Below are 18150 nucleotides of genomic sequence, written 5' to 3'. Positions count from 1 at the left end.
ATCGCGCCGTCACAATCGAAAAGCATAAGCGCCCCATGACACTCGCCGATTTCCTCTCCGCCCCCTACCCCGCCCCCGTCACCATCCCGGACGAAGAACGCACCGGGCCAAAGCGGTTCTTCAACCGGGAATTGAGCTGGCTCGCCTTCAACTGGCGGGTTCTGGAAGAGGCGGAAAATCCGCGCGTGCCGCTTCTGGAACGGCTGCGCTTCCTGTCGATCTCGGCCAACAATCTGGACGAATTCTACACCGTCCGCGTCGCCGGGCTGATGGAGCTGGTGCGCGAACGCAACGTCGTGCCCTCGGATGACGGGCTGACACCGGCGGAACAGCTGGTGCTGATCAACGCCGATGCGCGCAAGCTGATGGAAACGCAGCAGATCACCTTCAACCGGCTGCGCCGCGAGATGGAGACCGAGGGCATCCAGCTGCTGACCCGCACCAAGATCAACGCCCGCGACCGCGCCTTTCTGTCCGAGCATTTTCTGGCCAATGTCTTCCCGGTGCTCTCGCCCTTGGCGATCGACCCGGCCCACCCCTTCCCCTTCATTCCGAACACCGGCTTCTGTCTGGCGCTGGAACTGGAACGCGAGATCGACAAGCGCCGGATGCAGGCGCTGCTGCCGATCCCGCAGCAGATCGCCCGCTTCGTGCGCCTGCCCGGCGAGGCCCGCTTCCTGCCGCTCGAAGAATTGCTTTTGCTGCATCTGGGGATGCTTTTCCCCGGCTATGCCGACACCGGCCATTGCGCCTTCCGGGTGCTGCGCGACAGCGATCTTGAGGTCGAGGACGAGGCCGAAGATCTGGTGCGCGAGTTCGAAACCGCGCTGAAACGCCGTCGCCGCGGTCAGGTGATCCGGCTGAAGATCTCGGCGGGCGCCCCCGAGGCGCTGCGCCGTCTGATCATGGACGAATTGCAGGTCGCCCCCGATGCGGTGGTCGAGGTCAAGGGCCTGCTCGGCATCGCCGATCTGTCGCAGCTGGTGCTCTCAAGCCGCCCCGACCTGCTTTGGCCGCCGTTTTCCCCGCGCGTGCCCGAACGGGTCGAGGATCACGCGGGCGACATGTTCGCGGCGATCCGGCAGAAAGACATCCTGCTGCATCACCCCTACGAGACCTTCGATCTGGTGATCCGCTTCCTCAATCAGGCGGCGCATGACCCGAACGTGCTGGCGATCAAGCAGACGCTCTACCGCACCTCCAAGGACAGCCCCGTGGTGGATGCCCTGTGCGAGGCGGCCGAGGCGGGCAAGTCGGTGACCGCACTGGTGGAGTTGAAGGCGCGGTTCGACGAGGCGGCGAACATCCGCCAGTCGCGGCGGCTCGAACGCTCCGGGGCGCATGTGGTCTATGGCTTCATGCATCTGAAAACCCATGCGAAAATCTCGACCGTGGTGCGGCGCGAGGGCGATGCGCTGGTCACCTACACGCATTATGGCACCGGCAACTACCACCCGATCACCGCGCGGATCTATACCGATCTGAGCTTCTTCACCTGCGATGCGCAGCTGGGCCGTGACGCGACCAAGGTCTTCAATTATCTCTCGGGCTATGTGCAGCCCGCGGGGTTGGAAAACCTCGCGATCTCGCCGATCACGCTCAAGCCGCGGCTGCTGGAGCTGATCGCCGCCGAGATCGACCATGCCAAAGCCGGGCGCCCGGCCGAGATCTGGGCAAAGATGAACAGCCTGATCGACCCCGAGGTGATCGACGCGCTTTATGCCGCCTCGAATGCCGGGGTGAAGATCTCGATCGTCACCCGCGGCATCTGCGGCGTGCGGCCCGGCATCAAGGGCCTGTCGGAAAACATCCGGGTCAAATCCATCGTCGGGCGGTTCCTGGAACATTCCCGCATCGTCTGTTTCGGCAATGGCCACGGCCTGCCCTCGGATCAGGCGCGGGTCTTCATGTCCTCGGCCGACTGGATGGGCCGCAACCTGACGCGGCGGGTCGAAACCCTGGTCGAGGCGAAGAACGAGACGGTGAAGGCGCAGATCGTGGGCCAGATCATGACCGCGAACATGGCCGATACGGCGCAAAGCTGGCTTTTGGGCCCCGACGGTCACTACACCCGCCATCTGCCTGAAGGGAAAGAGCTTTTTTCCTGCCATCATTACTTCATGGAAAATCCGTCGCTCTCGGGGCGGGGCTCGGCGGGGGCAAAGGACGTTCCTGCCCTTGCCCATTCCCCCCTGGACACGATAGCGTGATATCGCTCACACCGTAACGACTCAGCAGGCTGCCCGATGATCGCAAAGACCGTTGCCCCGCACTCGGACAACGAGGACTGGGATCCTTTCGGGCGCGAGCTTTTCGATGACCCGTCCGCGCGGGCGCTCTCGCGCGTCGGCGTCGTCGATGTCGGCTCGAACTCGGTGCGGATGGTGGTCTTTGACGGCGCCGCCCGCTCGCCCGCCTATTTCTACAACGAAAAGGTGATGGCGGGGCTGGGTCAGGGGCTGGCGGAAACCGGGATGCTGTTCCCGAAGGGCCGCGCCCGGGCGCTGGCGGCGCTGAAGCGCTTTGCGCTTCTGGCCAAGGGCATGGAGATCGGGCCGCTGACCTGCGTCGCCACCGCCGCGGTGCGCGAAGCCAAGGACGGCCCGGCGTTTCAAAAGCAGGTCGAGCAGGAAACCGGCCTCAGGCTGCATGTGATCGACGGCGCCGAGGAGGCGCGGCTTTCGGCGCAGGGCGTGCTGGTCGGCTGGCCCGAGGCGCAGGGGATCATCTGCGACATCGGCGGAAACTCGATGGAACTGGCGGTTCTGGGCGGCGGCAAGGTGGGCGCGCGGGCGACTTCGCCGCTCGGTCCGTTCCGGCTGCAGCAGGTCAAGGGCGGCCGCAAGGAGCTGACCGCGCATATCCGCGAACACATGGCGAAGCTGGCCGCCGCGGTCGGGCTGGGCCATGAGCGGCTCTATCTGGTCGGCGGCTCGTGGCGGGCGATTGCGCGGCTGGACATGGAACGGCGCAACTATCCGCTGCTGGTCTTGCACGAATACCGGATGGATCCGGAGAACCTGTTGAAAACGCTCGACTGGGTGGCCAAGCAGGACATGGCGGCGCTGCGCGCGAAGACCGGCACCTCGGAAGCGCGAATGGAGCTGGTGCCCTTGGCCGCGATGGTGCTGCGCGAGCTGATCGAGACCTTCAAGCCCAGGGAAATCGACGTTTCCTCCTATGGCATCCGCGAGGGGCTGCTCTACGAAAAGATGCCCGACAAGCTGCGGGCGCGCGATCCCCTGATCGAGGCCTGTCGCCATGCCGAACGCACGATGTCGCGGCTGCCGGGCTTCGGCAAGCGGCTGCATGCCTTCATCCAGCCGCTCTTCGGCGAGGTCTCGCCCAAGCGCTACCGGCTGATCCGGGCGGCCTGCCTGCTTCATGACACCACCTGGCGCACCCATCCCGATTACCGCGCCGAAGCCTGTTTCGACAATGTCACCCGCGCCAACATGGCGGCGCTGAGCCATCCCGAACGGGTGTTTCTGGGGGTGTCTCTGCTGCATCGCTACAAGAATTCGCGCGCAGGCAGCCGGTTCGAGCCGCTCTTCTCGCTGCTGTCGCCCGAACAGCTGCGCGAGGCGGAGATCCTGGGCAAGGCGATGCGCTTTGGCGCGATGTTTTCGATCCAGGATCCGGGCGATGCCGGGGAGCTGGACTACAACGCGACGACGAATGCGATCGAGCTGCGGCTGACGAAACGCGGCGCGGGGCTTTTCGGCGAGGTGGCCGAGGCCCGGTTCGCCGCGCTGGCCGCGGCGATGAAGGCCACGCCGATGGTGGTGCTGCCGGGCTGAGGCGGCCGATTTGGCGAAGGCCATCGCCTTCGCCACGCCTTGACATGGTCCCGTGACCCCCGAGTGCTTCAGGCACTCGGGCAGCGCCCGCCCCGCCCATGGCGGGCGCTTCTCGCCCGCCGGGCCGGGCGCTGCCCTCTGTCACGCTTGCGGAAACGGTCTTGTCACCGCCGCTGTGCCACGGGCGGGGAAAGGCAATGCCTTTCCTGTTCCGCCCGATCCTTCGCGGCAAACGGGCTACAGATCCGTCACCGGCCCCGGCATCGCCGGCTTCGCCCGGTCATCGGGCGCGGGCAAGGGCGGCGGCTTCGGCGCATCCGGCAGGCGGCGGATCACGATATCGCCGTTCGGCAGCCGCTCGGGCGCCTGATAGTTCCGCACATCGTCGATCAGCGCCAGGATCTCGCGCAGCTTCGGCCCAAGCTTGTCGGCGGCTTCGCCCAAGCCCTTTTGCATGTCCTCGATCTGGGGCGCCATTTCCTCAAGCAGCCCGCGCAGGAACATGTCCGCGCCCCGCTCCACCAGTGACTTGCCCGCCGCCATGTCATCGCGCGGGCTCGGCGCGGGCACCTCCGCCACCGGGGGCGGCACGGGGGGCGGCACGGGTTGCGGCGCCTCCTCGGCCCAGACGAACCAGCCGCCCAAAGCAAGGGCGAGCGCGGCAGAGGCCAAAAGAAGCGGTTGCGGTTTCATGCCGCCAATATAAGCGCCTCAAAGCGCCAAATCCACCGAGACCGGAAAATGATCCGAGGCCTGCAGCAAGGCCTCGCGCAGGTCCGCCAGCTGATAACAGCCAGGATCGTCAAACGGATGCCAGATCCGCCATTTCGGTGCATGCGCGCACAGATCGGGCGAAAGCGCGATATAATCCAGCATCGCCGACAAGAACCGCCCCGGCGGCGGCTCGGGGATGAAGAACCGCGCCGAGGCGGGCAGCGCCGTCGTCTTGCCGCGCGGCAGCCTTGCATGCGGGTCATGCAGCTGCCGCGCGGGCGGCCCGCCGGTGCCCAGCACGATTTCAAGCCCCGAACGGCCGAACAGCGCCTCGTATTCGTCCAGCCCGGGCCCGTCGTTGAAATCGCCCAGCACGATCAGGCTTTCGCCCGCGTCCAGAACGTCGTCGACCCGACGGCGCAGCCACAGACATTGCGCCAGCTGCTTGCGGCGGTTCTCGATCCCCAGCCGCACCTCGGCGGCCGGATCATTCGCCCCATGCGGCGCCTTCGATTTCAGATGCACCCCGATCAGCCGCAGCCGCCTGCCCGCCGCGGGGCCGGTCAGAACCTCCAGCTGCACTTCCAGCGGCGGTTTCGAAAACCGCACCGTATCCAGCCGGTCATCGACATCGAGATCGATCTTCAGCGACCGATCAAACCGCGGCGCGGTGGCGCTGCCCTCGGCGGGATCATGCGACAGGCGCAGCACTTCGGGGTCATAAAGCGCGGCGATTTCCTGCTGCGTGTCATTGGCAAAGCCCATCACCGCGCGCCGCTGCCGCAGCCCGAATTTCGCCGCAAAGGCTTCCAGCATCGGCACGGTCTTGCGGCGGGTGTTGTCGTCGGGGGCCTCGACGATGACGATGCAATCGGCGTCCAGCGCGGTGAAAACGATGCCAAGCGCGCCCAGCTGCTCGGCCCGGGTCACGCCATACCGCCCGGACTCCCCCGCATCTTCCAGAATCCGCCCGCGCCGGTCAAAAAGCGCGGTGAACCATTCGACATTGTAACAGGCGATCCGCATCAGAGCGCCGCCTGTTTCGCCCCGGCCGAAATTTCTGCCCAGGCGCGGTTGAGCGCGATGATCCGCTCCTCGGCCAGTTTCACCGCCTCGGGCGGCAGGCCGCGCGCCATCGCACGATCCGGATGGGCCTCGCGCACCATCGCCTTCCAGCGCGCCCGCGCCGCCGCCAGATCCGATCCCGGCGCCAGTTCCAGCACCGACCAGGGATCGGGCGCGGCATCGGCCACATAAGTCGCGCGGATCGAGCGGAAACAGGCCTCGTCCAGCCCGAAGATCGCGGAGACCTCGCGCAGGAAGGCATCCTCGTTGTCGTGATATTCGCCATCGGCCAGCGCGATGGTGAAAAGCCCTTCCAGCAGATCCTGCAGCACCGGCGCGCCGGGGCCGAACATCGCCACGATCTTGCGCGCATAGGCGTCAAAGCCCGCCACATCGGTCCGCGCCATGTCGAAGACGCGGGCGGCATTCTGTTCTTCCTCGGGCGGGATCACGAAGACGCGGCGAAAGGCCGTCACCTCGTCGCGGGTGACGCGGCCATCGGCCTTGGCCATCTTGGCGCCCAGCGCGATCACCGCGATGGTGAAGGCGACGGTGCGTTCGGGCGGGGTTTTCAGATGGTCGAAAACCGCCGAAAGCCCCTCGCCCCGGGCGAGAGCCGAAAGCGCCTCGCCAATGCGGGCCCAAAGGGAAAGCGGCTTGTCCATGGCGCCAGTCTAAACGGTCAGAGCAGCTTTTGCATCAGCACAAGGTCGATAAAACGGCCGAATTTGTATCCGGCCCCGGCGATCCGCCCGGCCTCGGCATAGCCCACCGCGGCGTGAAAGCGCAGACCGGCCGGGTTTTCCGCCGACACCCCCGCCACCATCAGATGCGCGCTCCGCGCGCGGGCATGGTCCTCGATCGCCGCCATCAACGCCCGGCCGACGCCCTGCCCCCGCGACGCCTCGGACAGGATGATCGTGTGTTCCATCGAGCGCGCATAGCCAAGCCCCTTGCGGAACTGGTCATAGCTGGCAAAGCCCGCCACCGCGCCGCCGATCTCGGCCACCAGAAAGGCGCGGTCGTCGGCCTGCCGGGCGGCGATCTGCGCGGTCAGGCTCTCGACCGTATGCGGCGTCGGCGAGAAGCCCACGGTGGCGGTTTCGATCAGCGGATTCCAGAAGCCAAGAATGGCCGGAACATCGGCGGGGGTGGCGGGGCGGATCATCGGGCATCTCCTTTCGCGCACCATGGCCCGGGGCCGCCGCAGATGCAATCGGCGCCAGAGTCGCGAAAACGACGGGCCAAGGGTCGATTTTTCTTGCACCCGGGGTCTCAACCCCCATTTTCGAACAAGCAACAACGAGAGGAGCGCCCGTGCTGAGACGGATCGAGACACTTTTCGCGCATGAGGCCGCCGGCGGCATCATGCTGATCTTGGCAACGGTGGTGGCGCTGATCCTGGCGAATTCCGAGCTTGCGGCGCTTTACACGCAGGTTCTGCACCTGAAATTCACCGTCGCGCTGGGCGAGACGGGGCTGTCGAAACCCTTGATCCTTTGGATCAACGACGGGCTGATGGCGATCTTTTTCCTGCTGGTCGGGCTGGAGCTGAAACACGAGCTGCGCGCGGGGCGGCTGAAGACGCCCTCGAATGTGGTGCTGCCCGGGGTGGCGGCGCTGGGCGGGATGATCGCGCCCGCGCTGATCTATCTCGCCTTCACCTGGTCCGATCCGTTGCACCGCACCGGCTGGGCGATCCCGACGGCGACCGACATCGCCTTTGCGGTGGGGGTGGTGGCGCTCTTGGGACCGCGGGTGCCGCCGGCGCTGAAGCTGTTCTTGCTGACGCTGGCGATCCTCGATGACCTTGGCGCCATTCTGGTGATCGCGCTGTTCTACACCGCGACGCTGAAGCCGATCTATCTGGCGCTGGCGCTGATCCCGATCGCGCTGATGGCGCTGCGGCTTTGGTTTGGCGCGCATCGGATCGCGCCGACGCTGATCCTTGGCGCGGTGCTTTGGGTGCTGGTGCTGAAATCGGGGGTGCATGCGACGCTGGCGGGGGTGATCACCGCCTTCTTCCTGCCGATCCGCGACCGCTTCGGCAAATCGCCGCTGCATGCGCTGGAACATGGGCTGGCGCCCTATGTCGCCTTCCTGATCGTGCCGATCTTCGCGCTGGCCAATGCGGGCGTCAACCTGAGCGGCCTTGGCCTGGCCGATCTGGCCGCGCCGCTGCCGCTTGCCATCGCGCTGGGCCTGGTGGTGGGCAAGCAGCTGGGCGTCTTTGGCGCCACTTTCGCGCTGGTGAAACTGGGCTTTGCCCGCCTGCCCGAGGGCACCGGCTGGCTGCAGCTTTACGGCATCTCGGCGCTGGCGGGGATCGGCTTCACCATGTCGCTCTTCATCGGCTCGCTGAATTTTGAAACCGATGTCGAAATGAACGCGGTGCGGCTGGGTGTTCTGGCGGGCTCGCTGGTCTCGGCGCTGATGGGCTTTGCCGTGCTGCGCCTTGCGCCGCTGCGCGCGGAGCCCGCCCGATGAGCCGCCCCGGCCCGGGCAGCCCCGCCGCCGCCGTCAATCCGCCGATTTCGGCGATAGCGGCTTTCCCCGCGCGGGGGCTTTGCCTATATGGGCTGAAACCGGGCTCGGAGCCGAGTCGCGGCAGCATCATCATGGGAACGGCGATATGAGCGGGTGGGGCGGAATCTTCTCTTCCGACATGGCAATCGACCTTGGGACGGCGAATACGCTGGTCTATGTCAAGGGCAAGGGCATCGTGCTGAACGAGCCCTCGGTGGTGGCCTATCACGTCAAGGACGGCAAGAAACAGGTCCTGGCCGTGGGCGAGGATGCCAAGCTGATGCTCGGCCGGACCCCCGGCTCGATCGAGGCGATCCGGCCGATGCGCGATGGCGTGATCGCCGATTTCGACAGTGCCGAGGAAGTGATCAAGACCTTCATCCGCAAGGTCCACAAGCATTCCACTTTCTCGAAGCCGAAGATCCTCGTTTGCGTGCCGCATGGCGCGACGCCGGTTGAAAAGCGTGCGATCCGGCAATCGGTGCTGTCGGCGGGCGCGCGTCGCGCCGGTCTGGTGGCGGAACCGATCGCGGCGGCGATCGGCGCGGGCATGCCGATCACCGATCCCACGGGGAACATGGTCGTCGATATAGGGGGAGGCACCACCGAAGTCGCGGTGCTCTCGCTCGGCGACATCGTTTACGCGCGCTCGGTCCGCGTCGGCGGCGACCGCATGGACGAGGCGATCATCTCCTATCTGCGCCGCAATCTGAACCTTTTGATCGGCGAATCCACCGCCGAGCGGATCAAGACCACGATCGGCACCGCGCGCATGCCCGATGACGGCCGCGGTGCCAGCCTGCTGGTGCGGGGGCGTGATTTGCTCAACGGCGTGCCGAAGGAAATGGAAATCAATCAGGCCCAGGTCGCCGAGGCGCTGGCGGAACCCGTGCAACAGATCTGCGATGCGGTGATGCAGGCGCTGGAAACCACGCCCCCCGATCTGGCCGCCGACATCGTCGACCGCGGCGTGATGCTGACCGGCGGCGGCGCGCTGCTGGGCGAGCTGGATCTGTCCTTGCGCGAACAGACCGGGCTCTCGATTTCCATCGCCGATCAGCCGCTCAATTGCGTGGCTCTGGGCACCGGCAAGGCGCTGGAATACGAAAAGCAACTGCGGCATGTGATCGACTACGACAGCTGAGGCCCTGCCCAGTTCCAGTCGTGACCGGAGGCTTGCGTGGCACGAGACCGCGACGAGGACTATGCCGGACCGCTGCGCCGCATCCTGATTGCGGTGCTGGCGGTCGGGCTTGCCCTTTCTTTCCTTTTGTGGCGCATCGACGGCCCGCGGGTCGAGCGCTTGCGCTCGACCTTTGTCGACCGTTTCGTGCCGACCTTCGACTGGGCGATGGTGCCGGTGACGAAGGCGCTTGGCATGGTCGAGGGCTTTCAAAGCTACGCCCGCATTTACGAACAAAATCAAGAGCTTCGCCGTGAACTTCAGCAGATGAAGGCGTGGAAGGAGGCGGCGGTGCAGCTGGAGCAGCAAAACGCCAAGCTGCTGGCGCAAAACCAGGTGCGGCTGGATCCGAAGCTGACCTCGGTTTCGGGGGTGGTGCTGGCCGACAGCGGCAGCCCGTTCCGGCAATCGGTGCTGCTCAACGTCGGCTCGCGCGATGGCATCGTCGACGGCTGGGCGACGATGGACGGGCTGGGGCTGGTGGGCCGCATTTCCGGCGTCGGCAAGACGACAAGCCGGGTGGTTCTGCTGACCGATACCGCGTCGCGCGTGCCGGTGACGATCCAGCCCGCCGGGCAGCGCGCGCTGCTGGCGGGCGACAATTCGACCCTGCCGCCGCTCGATTTCCTCGAAAACCCCGATCTGGTGCGGCCGGGCGACCGGGTCGTGACCTCGGGCGATGGCGGGGTGTTCCCGGCCGGGCTGCTGGTCGGCCAGGTCGTGCAGGGGCAGGACCGCCGGTTGCGCGTGCTTCTGGCCGCCGATTACCAACGCCTTGATTTCCTGCGCGTCCTGCGCTCGCATCCGGCCGAGCGGATCAAGGACGTCGGCCCGCTCGTGCCGCCGCCCGCCATCGAGCCCCTGCCCCCCGCCGCCTCCGGGGGCGAGGATGGTTGACCCCGTCACCTCGCGCCGGCTGGCGCATGCGGCGCTTTATCTTGGCCTGGTGCTGATCATCCTGTTTTTGCGGATGCTGCCGATCAACCCGGTCTCGGACGGGTTTCCGGGCCCGGACCTGACGCTGGCGCTGACGCTGGCCTGGGTGATGCGCCGCCCCGATTACCTGCCCGCAGCGCTGATCGTCGTGGCCTTCCTGCTGGAAGATTTCATCTATTGGCGCCCGATCGGGCTTTGGACGCTGATCGTTCTGGGCGGCACCGAATTCCTGCGCGCGCGCGAGGAAAGCTCGCGCGATCTGCCCTTCGTGCTGGAAGCGGTGCTGATCGGCTCGGTGATGGTGGGGATGCTGCTGGCGAACCGCTTCATCCTGGGCCTGGTCATGGTCGAGCAACCGCCGCTCGGTCGCGAAGTTTTGCGCATGCTGGCGACCTTTGTCGCCTATCCTTTCGTCGTGGCGCTGTCGGCGCTGGCCTTCGGGCTGCGCCGCGCCGCGCCGGGCGAGGTCGACGACCTCGGGCGGCCGTTGTGAACGGGGGGGCGGCAAGATGCTGAAGGGGCTCAGACGGCGCAGCCAGGCCAGTGCGCAGGCCAGCCGCACGACGATCACCCGCCGCGCGCTGATGCTGGGCGGCGCGCAAGTGGCGATGGTGGCGGCGCTCGGGCTGCGGATGCGGCACATGCAGCTGGAACGCGCCGATGAATTCCGCATGCTGGCGGATGGCAATTCGATCAAGATCCGGCTGATCCCGCCCGCGCGCGGGCTGATCTATGACCGCAACGGCCTGCTTGTGGCGGGCAACGAACAGAATTACCGCGTGACGATGACGCGCGAGGATGCCGAGGACGTGCCGGGGGAACTGGCCGCGCTGCGCCAGCTGATCCCGATGACCGATGCGGAGGCCGGGGAGCTGCTGACGGAGATCGCCCGCCGTCCGCCGAATGCGCCGATCACCATCGCCGACCGGCTGAGCTGGGAGGAATTCTGTTCGGTCTCGATCAACACCCCCGCCCTGCCCGGCGTGACCCCCGAGGTCGGCCTGTCGCGGCATTACCCGCATGGGCCCGATTTCGCGCATGTGCTGGGCTATGTCGGGCCGGTGTCGGATTACGACCTGTCGAAGCTGGAAAACCCCGATCCGCTGCTGCGCATCCCGCGCTTCCAGCTGGGCAAGTCGGGGATCGAGGCGAAACTGGAAGACGAGCTGCGCGGCACCGCCGGGCAGCGCCGGGTCGAGGTGAATTCGGCCGGGCGCGAGATGCGCGAACTCAGCCGCCGCGAGGGCGATCCGGGCGTGGCCTTGCAGCTGACACTGGATGCGCGGCTGCAGAATTTCGCGCTGCAGCGGCTGGCCGGGGAAAGTGCGGCCGCGGTGGTGATGGATGTGACGAACGGCGACATCATGGCGATCGCCTCGGCGCCGTCCTTTGATCCGAACTTGTTCGTGCGCGGGATTTCCGGCGCCGATTACGGCGCGCTGATGGAAAACGACCACCGGCCGCTGGCCGACAAGACGGTGCAGGGCGTCTATCCGCCCGGCTCGACCTTCAAGCTGGTGACGCTGCTCGCCGCGCTCGAAGCCGGGGTCGTCAGCCCCGAGGAGACCGTCTATTGCCCGGGCTACATGACCGTGGGCGGGCGGCGCTTCGGCTGCTGGAAACATTCGGGCCATGGCCGGGTGAATGCGGTCTACAGTCTCGAGCAAAGCTGCGACACCTATTACTACGAGGTCTCGCAGCGCGTCGGCATCGAGGCGATCGCGGCGATGGCGAAGCGGCTCGGCATCGGCGTCAAGCATGACCTGCCGATGTCGGCGGTGGCCGAGGGCAATGCGCCGACGAAGGACTGGAAGCTGAAGCGGCACGGCAAGGACTGGCTGATCGGCGACACGATCAACGCCTCGATCGGGCAGGGTTACGTGCTTGCCTCGCCGTTGCAGCTGGCCGTGATGGTGTCGCGCGTCGCCTCGGGCCGGGCGGTGGTGCCGCGGCTGGTGCGGGCGCGCAACGGGGTCGAGGTGCCCGCCCCCGAGGCGCCGAAGCTCGACATCGATCCGGCGCATCTGGCCGTGGCGCGGCGCGGCATGTGGGCCGTCGTGAACGGCTCGCACGGGACCGCGGGCGGATCGAAGGTCGTCTTGCAGGACTGGCTTATGGCAGGCAAGACCGGCACCTCGCAGGTGCGCTCGGCCGTGGTCAACAACAAGGCCGTGCCCTGGGAGCAGCGCGACCATGCGCTCTTCGTCTGCTTCGCCCCGGTGGCCGATCCGAAATATGCGGTGGCGCTGATCGTCGAACATGGCGGCGGCGGCTCGTCGGCGGCGGCGCCGATCGCGCGCGACATCCTGCTGTTCGCGCTGGCGGGCGGGCTGCCGCCTCTGGCCGCCTATCCGGCGGCGCAGCGCGAGACGGTGAAAAGCCGCTTCGAGGGGCTGGACCTGATCGATCCGGCGCATTTCGCCGCGCCGACCCGTGGCCGGGCCTGAGGGGGCGCGATGAGTTACCTTGAAAACAACCTCAAGACGATCCCCTCCGGGCCGACGAAGATCCTGTTCCTGAACTGGCCGCTGATCTTTCTTTTGACCGCGGTGGCGGGGACCGGCTTTCTGATGCTCTATTCCGTCGCCGGGGGCAACGTCGAGACCTGGGCCGAGCCGCAGATGAAGCGCTTCGGCGTCGGTCTGGTGGCGATGATCGCGGTCGGGCTGACGCCGATCTGGTTCTGGCGCAACGTCTCGGGGGTGATCTACACGATCGCGCTGTTGCTGCTTCTGGCGGTGGAATTCGTCGGCGATATCGGGATGGGGGCGCAGCGCTGGCTCGATCTTGGCCCCCTGCGGCTGCAACCTTCGGAGATCATGAAGATCGGTCTGGTGATGCTTTTGGCGGCCTATTACGACTGGCTGCCCGCCGAAAAGGTCTCCAGCCCGATCTGGGTGGCGCTGCCGGTGGCGCTGATCCTGATGCCGACATTCCTCGTGCTGACCCAGCCCGACCTTGGCACGGCGGTGATGCTGACCTTGGGCGGCGGTTTCGTGATGTTCGCGGCCGGGGTCAGCCTTTGGTATTTCGGCACCATCATCGCGCTGGTCGTGGGGCTGGTGGCGGCGGTGCTGGAAAGCCGCGGCACCTCGTGGCAGCTGCTGCATGACTATCAGTTCAAGCGCATCGACACTTTCCTGGACCCATCCGCCGATCCCTTGGGCGCGGGCTACAACATCATGCAGGCACAGATTGCGCTGGGCTCGGGCGGCTGGTCGGGGCGGGGCTACATGCAGGGCACGCAAAGCCATCTGAACTTCCTGCCGGAAAAGCACACCGACTTCATCTTCACCACGCTGGCCGAGGAATTCGGCTTCATCGGCGCCTTTGGGCTCTTGTCGCTTTATGTCGGCATCATCGCCTTCGCCACCTATACCGCGCTCTCGACCAAGGACCGCTATGCCTCGCTCGTCTCGCTCGGCGTCGCGGGGACGTTCTTTTTCTTCTTCGCCATCAACATGGGAATGGTGATGGGGCTGATGCCGGTGGTGGGGGTGCCGCTGCCGATGGTCAGCTATGGCGGCACCGCGATGATGATCCTTCTGGCCGCCTTCGGCCTTGTGCAAAGCGCCCATGTCCACCGACCGAGGTAAATCATGCTGACCGTCCTTTTCGCCGACCGGATCGAGAATTGGCCCGCCTATGAGGGGGCGCTGACCGCCGCCCTGGCCGAAGCGGGCCTCGCCGCGCGGCTGGTGCTGCCGCCGGTCGATCCGGGATCGGTCGATTACATCGTCTACAGCCCGCGCGGCCCGGTGCAGGATTTCACCGCCTATACCCGCACGAAAGCGGTGCTGAGCCTTTGGGCCGGGGTGGAACGCGTCGTGGGCAACCCCACGCTGACGCAGCCCTTGTGCCGGATGGTCGATCAGGGGCTCGAACGCGGCATGGTCGAATGGGTGACGGGCCATGTGCTGCGCGCCCATCTGAACATCGACTTTTTCCTGTCGCATCAAGACGGTATCTGGCGGCAGGCGGGGCATGTGCCGCCCTTGGCGCAAGATCGCTCGGTCGTGGTACTGGGCCTTGGCGCCCTGGGTGGCGCCTGTGCGACGACGCTTGCGGCGCTGGGCTTCAAGGTGACGGGCTGGAGCCGGACGCCGAAGATCCTGCCCGGGATCACCTGTCTTGCGGGGGCCGAGGGGCTGCGCGAGGCGCTCTCGCGCGCCGAAATCCTCGTCACCGTGCTGCCGAACACGCCCGAGACGACCGACCTTCTGAACGCGACAACGCTGGCGCTGCTGCCCCGCGGCGCGGTGATCCTGAACCCCGGCCGCGGCACGCTGATTGACGATGCCGCGCTTCTGGCGGCGCTGGAGACCGGACAGATCGGCCATGCGACGCTGGATGTGTTCCGGGTGGAACCGCTGCCGCCCGAACATCCCTATTGGGCGCATCCGAAAGTCACCGTCACCCCGCATATCGCGGCGGAAACCCGCCCCGCCTCGGCCGCGCGGGGGATTGCGGAAAACATCCGCCGTTTCGAGGCGGGCGAAGTGCCGCTGCATCTGGTCGATCGCGCCCGCGGTTACTGAGGGCGGGGGGCGCTGCCCCCCTCGGCCTGCGGCCTCCCCCCCGGGATATTTGTCCCAAGGTAAAAGCCGGGGTCTTTTCAGAGCTTCGGCGCGTTCACGCCAAGCTGCGCGCACAGCGCCGCAAAGGGGGTCTCCAGCCCGGTCCAATCGGCCGCCCGCGCCGCAAAAAGCGTCGCCTGGCTTTGGTGGATCAGCCCGTCCGACAGGATCCTCAGGTGATTGGCGCGCAAGGTCTCGCCCGAGGAAGTGATGTCGGCCACCGCCTCGGCGGTGAGGTTCTTCACCGTGCCCTCGGTCGCGCCCTGACTGTCGACCGACTGCCAGTCGGCCACGCCCTCGCGCGCCAGAAACTCGCGCAAGAGCCGATGATATTTCGTCGCGATCCGCAGCCGCTGCCCATGCGCGGCGCGAAAGGCATGCGCCACGGCATCGAGGTCTTCGAGCGTGTCGACATCGGCCCAACAGGCGGGCACGGCGATGATCAGATCGGCATGGCCAAAGCCCATCGGCGCCAGATCGGCGACCTGGGTTTCCCAATCGGCCAGTTTCTCACGCACCAGATCCGAGCCGGTGACGCCCAGATGAATGCGCCCCGCGGCCAGCTCGCGCGGGATTTCGCCTGCCGAAAGCAGAACAAGTTCAACGGCTTCCGCGCCCTCGACCGCGCCCGCATATTCGCGGTCTGACCCGGTGCGCTTGAGCCGCAGCCCGCGCGCGGCAAACCAGTCGAAGCATTGCTCCATCAGCCGCCCCTTGGAGGGCACACCGAGTTTGATCGCGCTCATGCAAGCCCCCCGAGATCTGCGACAAGGCCCGGACGGATCACGCCGCCCACCGCCGGGATCGCGCGCCCGCCGCCCAGCACCCGGGTCAGCGCGTCATAGCGCCCACCCGAGGCGATCGGCGGAAAGCCCGGATCGGCGGTCTCGAAGCTGAAGACGAAACCGTCGTAATATTCCATCGTGGCGCGGCCGTGGCTGGCTTCGAAGGCGAGCGCCGTCAGGTCGATGCCGCGCGCGTCCAGCGCCGCCAGCCGCCGTTCCAGCCGGGTGATGGCCGGGGCCAGCGCCGCGATACCAAGATCGTTGAGCTGCGCGGGCGCCCGGTCGGCGGTGCAGCGCAGCGCGAAGAGCGCATCAAGCCGGGCCACATCCGCGGCGGCAATCGGCGCGGTTTCGGCATCGGCCTGCAGCACGGCGATGCGGGCGGCCATTTCCTCAGGCGCGCGCAGCCCGATCCAGGGGGCGTCAGAGCGCGCCCCCAAAAGCAGCGCGGCGCGGCTTTCCGGCACCGGGCTCAGCCCCGCATAGCGCTCCATCAGCCGATGAAAGCGCTGCGGGCGCCAGATGTGCCGGGCCAGCGCCGCCTTGCGCGCAGGCAGGGTATCAAGCCCCCCGACCGCCGCACGCAACAGGCCGATATCGCCGATGGTGGCGGACAGATCGAGCGGTTTCAGAAGTTTGGCGAAAAGCGCGAAAACCTCGGCATCGGCGGCTTCGGGGTCTTCGCGGTCAAAGATCTCGTAGCCTGCCTGAAAATACTCGGCCACGCGGGCGCTGCCGCGATGATCCTGCTTGCGGAAGACCTCGCCCATATAGGCGTAACGGGCGGGTTCCGCCCCCTCGGCCATATGGGCCTGCACCACGGGCACGGTGAAATCGGGGCGCGCCATCATCTCGCCGCGCAGGGGATCGGCGGTGACATAGGCGCGGGCGCGGATGTCCTCGCCGTAAAGGTCAAGCAAAGCCTCGGCCGGTTGCAGGATGTCGGGGGTGACTTCCACCGCCCCCGCAGCCTCGAAAGCGGCCAGAAGCCGCTGCCCGACGGATCGCGCCTCGGCCTTGGATGCCATCACTTCACCCCGTAGCGCGCAAGAACCTCTTGCACTTTTGCAACCATTTCCCCGGTCGAAACCTCGAATTGCGCCGGTTGCGCTCTCCATTCTTCAACACTGGCAGAAGCCGCGATCTTGGCGCCCAGGATCAGGTCCTTGATCTGCACGACACCGCGGGCGGCCTCGTCGGCGCCCTGGATGATCGCCACCGGGCTTTGCCGCTTGTCGGCATATTTGAGCTGGTTGCCGAAATTTTTCGGATTGCCCAGATAGACCTCGGCCCGGATCCCCGCCCGGCGCAGCGTCGCGGCCATGGCGAGATAGTCGCCCATCCGGTCGCGATCCATCACGGTGACGACGACCGGCCCCTGCGCCGTGCCGCCGATCCGCCCCTTGGCGCGCAGCGCCGCCAAAAGCCGGTCGACGCCGATCGAAACGCCGGTCGCGGGCACTTCCTGCCCGGTGAAACGTTTCACCAGATCATCATAGCGCCCGCCGCCCGCGACCGAGCCGAAGCTGCGCTTGCGGCCCTTTTCGTCCAGGATTTCAAAGGTCAGCTCGGCTTCGAAAACCGGGCCGGTGTAATAGCCAAGGCCGCGCACGACCGAGGGGTCGATCACGATCCGGTCCGGGCCATAGCCCTGCCCGTCAAGGATTTGCGCAATGAATTCAAGTTCATCAACGCCTGCCGCGCCGAGCGCCGAGCCCGCAACCAGCTCGCGCAAACGCGCGGCCGTGGCGGCGCCGGTGTCGCGTTTGGCCGCCATGAAGCCCATCACCACATCGGCCTGAGCATCAGAAAGCCCCGCGCCCTTGGTGAAATCGCCCGACTCGTCCAGCCGACCCTTGCCCATCAGCGCGCGCACGCCCGCCTCGCCGAACTTGTCGAACTTGTCGATGGCGCGCAGCACGATGCCGCGTTCCTCGGCGAAGCGATCCGGGTCGGAGGGGTCCAGCACCCCCGCCACTTCCATCACGCCGTTCAGCACCTTGCGGTTGTTCACCCGCACCACATAATCGCCGCGCGGAATGCCCACGGCCTCCAGAGCGTCCGAAAGCATGCCGCAGATCTCGGCATCCGCGGCGACCGAGGCCGCCCCGACCGTATCCGCATCGCATTGATAAAACTGACGAAACCGCCCCGGACCGGGCTTTTCGTTGCGCCAGACCGGGCCCATCGTGTAGCGCCGATAGGGGCTGGGCAGGTCGTTGCGGAACTGCGCCGCGACGCGGGCCAAGGGCGCCGTCATGTCGTAGCGCAGCGCGAGCCAGTCGCCGCCCTCGTCCTGCCAGGCAAAGACGCCCTCGTTCGGGCGGTCGACATCGGGCAGGAACTTCCCCAGCGCCTCGACCGTTTCCACGGCCGAGGTTTCCAGCGGATCAAAGCCATGCGCGCGGTAGACCTCGGCGATGGTGGCGAGCATCGCGGCCCTCTCGGTCACCTCGGCGCCGAAATAGTCGCGGAACCCCTTGGGCGTCTCGGCCTTCGGACGGCGCGGTTTCTTCTCGCTGGACATGGTCTTGCACCCGATCGTTTCTCGGGCGAGGGTGTAG

16 protein-coding genes are annotated in these 18150 nt (G+C 66.8%); 9 read left to right on the top strand and 7 right to left on the bottom strand.

What is annotated here, in order from left to right:
• Positions 1-35 precede the first annotated feature (35 nt).
• Positions 36-2210, top strand: a complete 2175-nt coding sequence (locus tag LY44_RS07650; RefSeq protein WP_055213531.1) for an RNA degradosome polyphosphate kinase — start codon at positions 36-38, stop codon at positions 2208-2210.
• Positions 2211-2246: 36 nt separating this feature from the next.
• Complete coding sequence (ppx, locus tag LY44_RS07645) at positions 2247-3800, top strand: exopolyphosphatase (protein ID WP_055213533.1); 1554 nt, start codon at positions 2247-2249, stop codon at positions 3798-3800.
• Between the two features lie 237 nt (positions 3801-4037).
• On the opposite strand, the gene LY44_RS07640 is transcribed toward ppx, so the two are convergent.
• The 4 genes from LY44_RS07640 to LY44_RS07625 are packed head-to-tail and all read right to left on the bottom strand — an operon-like array spanning position 4038 to position 6747.
• Complete coding sequence (locus LY44_RS07640) at positions 4038-4493, bottom strand: hypothetical protein (RefSeq protein WP_223230732.1); 456 nt, start codon at positions 4491-4493, stop codon at positions 4038-4040.
• Positions 4494-4511: 18 nt separating this feature from the next.
• Positions 4512-5540: an endonuclease/exonuclease/phosphatase family protein gene (locus LY44_RS07635; protein ID WP_055213535.1), complete on the bottom strand. Its 1029-nt coding sequence runs from the start codon at positions 5538-5540 to the stop codon at positions 4512-4514.
• On the bottom strand, positions 5540-6244 hold the full coding sequence (locus LY44_RS07630) for a tellurite resistance TerB family protein (protein ID WP_055213537.1): 705 nt from the start codon (positions 6242-6244) through the stop codon (positions 5540-5542). Before LY44_RS07630 ends, LY44_RS07635 begins: the two co-directional genes overlap by 1 nt.
• 17 nt (positions 6245-6261) lie before the next feature.
• Positions 6262-6747 carry a GNAT family N-acetyltransferase gene (locus tag LY44_RS07625; protein ID WP_055213539.1) on the bottom strand — a complete coding sequence of 162 codons (486 nt, stop codon included), beginning with the start codon at positions 6745-6747 and terminating at the stop codon, positions 6262-6264.
• A gap of 149 nt (positions 6748-6896) precedes the next feature.
• On the opposite strand from LY44_RS07625, the gene nhaA reads away from it, so the two are divergent.
• The 7 genes from nhaA to LY44_RS07590 all read left to right on the top strand — a co-directional run bounded on the left by nhaA (position 6897) and on the right by LY44_RS07590 (position 14762).
• A complete protein-coding gene (gene nhaA / locus LY44_RS07620; RefSeq protein WP_074553603.1) occupies positions 6897-8066 on the top strand; it encodes a Na+/H+ antiporter NhaA in 1170 nt (389 codons plus the stop codon).
• A gap of 145 nt (positions 8067-8211) precedes the next feature.
• Positions 8212-9249 carry a rod shape-determining protein gene (locus tag LY44_RS07615; RefSeq protein WP_055213541.1) on the top strand — a complete coding sequence of 346 codons (1038 nt, stop codon included), beginning with the start codon at positions 8212-8214 and terminating at the stop codon, positions 9247-9249.
• 36 nt (positions 9250-9285) lie between these two features.
• Positions 9286-10185 carry a rod shape-determining protein MreC gene (gene mreC / locus LY44_RS07610; RefSeq protein WP_055213543.1) on the top strand — a complete coding sequence of 300 codons (900 nt, stop codon included), beginning with the start codon at positions 9286-9288 and terminating at the stop codon, positions 10183-10185.
• Positions 10178-10717: a hypothetical protein gene (locus LY44_RS07605; RefSeq protein WP_055213545.1), complete on the top strand. Its 540-nt coding sequence runs from the start codon at positions 10178-10180 to the stop codon at positions 10715-10717. The genes mreC and LY44_RS07605 overlap by 8 nt, the downstream gene beginning before the upstream one ends.
• 16 nt (positions 10718-10733) lie before the next feature.
• Complete coding sequence (gene mrdA / locus LY44_RS07600; RefSeq protein ID WP_055213546.1) at positions 10734-12671, top strand: penicillin-binding protein 2; 1938 nt, start codon at positions 10734-10736, stop codon at positions 12669-12671.
• A 9-nt stretch (positions 12672-12680) separates the two neighbouring features.
• Positions 12681-13820, top strand: coding sequence for a rod shape-determining protein RodA (rodA, locus tag LY44_RS07595; RefSeq protein WP_055213548.1), 1140 nt, complete (start codon positions 12681-12683; stop codon positions 13818-13820).
• Between the two features lie 3 nt (positions 13821-13823).
• The gene (locus tag LY44_RS07590) at positions 13824-14762 is read left to right on the top strand and encodes a 2-hydroxyacid dehydrogenase (RefSeq protein WP_055213551.1); all 939 of its coding nucleotides are present in this window, start codon (positions 13824-13826) and stop codon (positions 14760-14762) included.
• Positions 14763-14839: 77 nt separating this feature from the next.
• Here the strand turns inward: LY44_RS07590 and hisG are convergent, their stop codons facing one another.
• The 3 genes from hisG to hisS are packed head-to-tail and all read right to left on the bottom strand — an operon-like array spanning position 14840 to position 18113.
• Complete coding sequence (gene hisG, locus LY44_RS07585) at positions 14840-15547, bottom strand: ATP phosphoribosyltransferase (protein ID WP_055213553.1); 708 nt, start codon at positions 15545-15547, stop codon at positions 14840-14842.
• Entirely contained in the window at positions 15544-16614 is a 1071-nt protein-coding gene (locus LY44_RS07580; RefSeq protein WP_055213555.1) for an ATP phosphoribosyltransferase regulatory subunit, read from the bottom strand. Before LY44_RS07580 ends, hisG begins: the two co-directional genes overlap by 4 nt.
• On the bottom strand, positions 16614-18113 hold the full coding sequence (gene hisS, locus LY44_RS07575; RefSeq protein ID WP_055213597.1) for a histidine--tRNA ligase: 1500 nt from the start codon (positions 18111-18113) through the stop codon (positions 16614-16616). Before hisS ends, LY44_RS07580 begins: the two co-directional genes overlap by 1 nt.
• Positions 18114-18150: the final 37 nt, after the last annotated feature.

It is taken from the genome of Rhodobacter capsulatus, assembly GCF_003254295.1.
In the GTDB taxonomy this organism is placed as follows: Bacteria; Pseudomonadota; Alphaproteobacteria; order Rhodobacterales; family Rhodobacteraceae; genus Rhodobacter; species Rhodobacter capsulatus.
This window is presented reverse-complemented; position numbering and strand designations above follow the sequence as displayed.

Coding starts and splice junctions, on each gene's coding strand:
- LY44_RS07650 (WP_055213531.1), top strand. CDS start 36: ATGACACTCGCCGATTTCCTCTCCGCCCCCTACCCCGCCCCCGTCACC.
- ppx (WP_055213533.1), top strand. CDS start 2,247: ATGATCGCAAAGACCGTTGCCCCGCACTCGGACAACGAGGACTGGGAT.
- LY44_RS07640 (WP_223230732.1), bottom strand. CDS start 4,493: ATGAAACCGCAACCGCTTCTTTTGGCCTCTGCCGCGCTCGCCCTTGCT.
- LY44_RS07635 (WP_055213535.1), bottom strand. CDS start 5,540: ATGCGGATCGCCTGTTACAATGTCGAATGGTTCACCGCGCTTTTTGAC.
- LY44_RS07630 (WP_055213537.1), bottom strand. CDS start 6,244: ATGGACAAGCCGCTTTCCCTTTGGGCCCGCATTGGCGAGGCGCTTTCG.
- LY44_RS07625 (WP_055213539.1), bottom strand. CDS start 6,747: ATGATCCGCCCCGCCACCCCCGCCGATGTTCCGGCCATTCTTGGCTTC.
- LY44_RS07615 (WP_055213541.1), top strand. CDS start 8,212: ATGAGCGGGTGGGGCGGAATCTTCTCTTCCGACATGGCAATCGACCTT.
- LY44_RS07605 (WP_055213545.1), top strand. CDS start 10,178: ATGGTTGACCCCGTCACCTCGCGCCGGCTGGCGCATGCGGCGCTTTAT.
- mrdA (WP_055213546.1), top strand. CDS start 10,734: ATGCTGAAGGGGCTCAGACGGCGCAGCCAGGCCAGTGCGCAGGCCAGC.
- rodA (WP_055213548.1), top strand. CDS start 12,681: ATGAGTTACCTTGAAAACAACCTCAAGACGATCCCCTCCGGGCCGACG.
- LY44_RS07590 (WP_055213551.1), top strand. CDS start 13,824: ATGCTGACCGTCCTTTTCGCCGACCGGATCGAGAATTGGCCCGCCTAT.
- hisG (WP_055213553.1), bottom strand. CDS start 15,547: ATGAGCGCGATCAAACTCGGTGTGCCCTCCAAGGGGCGGCTGATGGAG.
- LY44_RS07580 (WP_055213555.1), bottom strand. CDS start 16,614: ATGGCATCCAAGGCCGAGGCGCGATCCGTCGGGCAGCGGCTTCTGGCC.
- hisS (WP_055213597.1), bottom strand. CDS start 18,113: ATGTCCAGCGAGAAGAAACCGCGCCGTCCGAAGGCCGAGACGCCCAAG.